General features: G+C 56.4%; 3 protein-coding genes. 2 read left to right on the top strand and 1 reads right to left on the bottom strand.

The features are described 5' to 3' along the window. Positions 1-143 precede the first annotated feature (143 nt). The gene (locus VG146_02805) at positions 144-776 is read left to right on the top strand and encodes a hypothetical protein (GenBank protein HEV2391271.1); all 633 of its coding nucleotides are present in this window, start codon (positions 144-146) and stop codon (positions 774-776) included. 54 nt (positions 777-830) lie between these two features. Here the strand turns inward: VG146_02805 and VG146_02800 are convergent, their stop codons facing one another. Next, positions 831-2,264: an FHA domain-containing protein gene (locus tag VG146_02800; protein HEV2391270.1), complete on the bottom strand. Its 1,434-nt coding sequence runs from the start codon at positions 2,262-2,264 to the stop codon at positions 831-833. Between the two features lie 316 nt (positions 2,265-2,580). Between VG146_02800 and VG146_02795 the strand changes: the two genes are divergently transcribed. After that, positions 2,581-3,096: a hypothetical protein gene (locus VG146_02795; GenBank protein ID HEV2391269.1), complete on the top strand. Its 516-nt coding sequence runs from the start codon at positions 2,581-2,583 to the stop codon at positions 3,094-3,096. The last annotated feature ends 249 nt before the right edge of the window (positions 3,097-3,345 follow it).

Genomic DNA, 3,345 nt, shown 5'->3' with positions numbered 1-3,345 from the left:
CGCCTGCCTGCCCCCCAGCCCCGGGTGTAGCCCCGGGTGTCCCCCCAACCACCCCAGCACCAAGCACCCGCAGCCCCCGGCCCGGAAAAAAACTCGACACCGCAGCGGCGTCAGGTTTATGTTTCTAAAGGCTCCATGACTTTGTGAACGTTGGATCGGACGAAGTTTACGTTGAAGGCGGGCGTGTTGTCATTCGTGCCGCGAAGCCCATGGATTGGACAATCCGCGAGTTCTGCAAAGTCCCCATATTTTTTCAAGGGCAAAAGTATTATTTGCGCTCAAAGTGTAAGGGCGATAAAAACCACCCTGTCGTTTACGAGCTCTCGCCTTGGCCGACGGAACTTCATGAAGCCGCACCCTTCGGGATTATCTATGATGAGGCCTACACTACTGAACGGGACCTGAATGAGGCGAAGAATCGTCACTACAGGTGCAGTTATCTGGCGCTCCTGCCGTTTTATCCATTTCTGGGACTTTTTTGGTCCGGCTTTAAGGATCGCCCTTTGAGTGTTCTGGGTTTTGAGCCGGGCTCCATTACAAAGGCTTCCATCGCGCTCACGTTTAACCTGTTCATTGCAGAGGGGATATTCGTTGGGTGGTTGGCCGGAGGAATGATGACCTACTTCCTGGGCCATCCCAGACTTAGACCCCTTGATTGGGTGCTGATGCTCTTGTTAGGCGCTGATACGATAATGCGCTTCGGACAATCGCTCAAATTGGATGTCACTCGCCACTGGGGCTTTTGCGAGTGGCTTTTGCCTCAAACTCGCCCATGAGACGAGATGGAATGCCGGTTCGTTAAGCGGGTGCGGTTATCCGGACCACCTGCCCTACCTCGAGTGCCATCCAAGTTGCTCCTTTTTTGCAACATAAATCAGGCCCAACGCGTGGACGGCAACCACCAGCAAGTAAAGGCTGGCGAAACTCACCAACGCCATGCAGCCCATCATCGCCACCAGTTGCCCCATCGAATGGGTTGTCCAACCCTCGCGGAACACCAAGGCAATGAGGGCTGCCCCCGCCCCTTGAAAGGCGAACGCTACGCCCAGCAGCACGAGCGAACAGATATATTCCAGGGGCGCCTTTAGAATCGAGGGGATGACTACCAGCGGGTTGGCCGCCGCCACCGAATCCAGTATCGCCACCGCCAGCAGGGCCATTGGAAAATACAAATAACCGAAGACCATCGCCGCGATTGCCACCCATATAAAAGACAATTCACGCGAAGCCCCTATCCAAATGAAAATCCCCAGGGCCGGTCCGAAGCAAAAGAGGAGCAGGCCCAGCAATTTCAGAAAGGGCATCAGCAAGTCTTCCAGAAAATTCCCAATGCCGGGCAGTTCAGGCAATTCCCGGTCCTCAGCCGACGTCGAGTGAAGAATGGATTGGAGGTAAGCAAACAGGTATCCGCCCGTGGCTATCTCGAGGATGAGCCCCATAATAAAGGTCCTAATCGTGCCCAGGCTCATCAGGGCCTGGCCCGCCTTGAATAAGCCCATGATCGCCACCGCGATGATCACGATGAAGACCCCGCCCCCCCGAACAGGATAGCCAAATGCCCCAGGCACACGCTGGAAGAAGCCCTTCTCGACGGCTGGCTGTAAACGCACCTGCAGCGGCGCGCATTCGGCCCCGCAATGCCGGCAGAACTTCCGCTTCACTCGCTCGACCGTGCGCAAAGCCACGCACAACTCACAATAGGCCTGCCGGCATTTCGAACAGTAGAACCGGGCGGGGGCCTTGGGGTGGAACTTGCAGGTCTGAGACGCCGCCCCAAAGCTGGGCATAGGCGGGGGGACAGGCGGCTCAGAAATCAGGGGCGGCGCAAGGGCTACCGCTGGCGGCGGGTCCGCCAGCCGCTCCTCGTCTATGACCTGCGGGCGCGCGACTCCCACGCGAAGGGCAGGGGGCTTGGCCGGATTTGGCGCCAAAACCGACGCCCGATTCAATGGTTCCTCGGCAGGAGAATCGCCATAAAAACGCATCTCGACGCCCCCCAGATGGATGGTCTGCCCGGTCTCGAGCACCGCCTCCACAACAGCCGCCCGGTTGATAAACGTCCCGTTGGTCGAGCCCAAATCCTTGATCATGACCACGCCATCGTTGAGCACGATTTGGCAATGTGACCCCGAAACCGAGCCATCGGGGATTTTCACATCGTTTGCGAAACCGCGCCCGATAAAGTTCGCGCCTGGCTTGAGTTGGATTTCCCAAGCCGCAGGAGAACCCGGATTAACGACCAGGCGCGCCATAGCATGAGCCATTGGTGAGAACGGGTCCCTTGTATCGCAATGTTCAGGGGCTTGTCGATAAAAAAGTAAAAAGGCCGGGAGGATGGTGTTGTGAACGCCAAGAGGGAAACGCACTCAGCGCGAAAAGAGCCAATCCGCCACTCCTGCAAAACCCTAAACGAACCTCGGAAATGCCCAGTGGCTTTCCCCTCGGATGCCAGCAAGTTGGACCATGCCAACCTCACTCCTCCCACACTGCGCCCAAAAAAATTTCAAATAGTTTGACGAGTCTTTGAAAGATTTTGACCCCTCGCTCCGTATAAGAGGATGAGACTCAAATCAATTTCCTATGAAACAGCGCCTGAATACACAAACCGACGCCCTCGCCCGCCTCCGCCATGCCCTGCAGGCTATCACCACCCACCGCGATCTCGCGGAGGAGCTTTTACTGAACGGTGCCGAACACCTCTGGCGCCTTCAAGTGAAAGACCCGCATAAAACAGTCAGTTGGTACGTAGAAAACTGTCTCTGGCATATACGCGATGTGCTCGGGGCTGGCCGCAGCCTCGATTCCCCCAAGCGGAGGTCCTTCAAGTTGAGCATTGAAGACTGCGCCGAATGCCTGGTGGATCCGGAGGACGTTTTGCAGAACGTCTGCGCCCACGACCTCTTTCAACTCCTTCTGGCGGCCCTCGATCCCCTTGACCAGGCCGTGGCGCGCTTGTTGTACGACGGTTTCGGCGTAAGTGAAATCGCCGCTGCCCTTCACATCTCTCATCCGGCAGTCATCCGGCATCGCCGCAAACTTGCTGCCGCCGCACTCAAGTTGGGCGTTTCTCCTAACCACTCCCATCCGCGGTCCTAGCAATTTGTCTCAACAAGCCGAGGCCAGTCCCCCCTCCAAAGAACGAACGCTATCTCAGTTTGTCAAACTTTCTTTTGCTCCGTGCATTTTCTTGTTACCAATTCGCCTCCCAATTTCTTTGTACTATTGTCCAGAGAACTATAAAGCAACGAAGGGGAGAGAAGGGTGTCCTGAACCATGAACGATGCTCATCAACACGAAAAGCAAAGCTTAAGGCTGGTCGCGCTCGAACCGATGCCTTCCTCCTTG

Source organism: Verrucomicrobiia bacterium (assembly GCA_035946615.1).
Taxonomy (GTDB): Bacteria; Verrucomicrobiota; Verrucomicrobiia; order Limisphaerales; family UBA8199; genus DASYZB01.
Note: the sequence above shows the minus strand (reverse complement) of the source record. Positions and strands in the feature narration are given on the sequence as shown.

Coding starts and splice junctions, on each gene's coding strand:
- VG146_02800 (HEV2391270.1), bottom strand. CDS start 2,264: ATGGCTCATGCTATGGCGCGCCTGGTCGTTAATCCGGGTTCTCCTGCG.
- VG146_02795 (HEV2391269.1), top strand. CDS start 2,581: ATGAAACAGCGCCTGAATACACAAACCGACGCCCTCGCCCGCCTCCGC.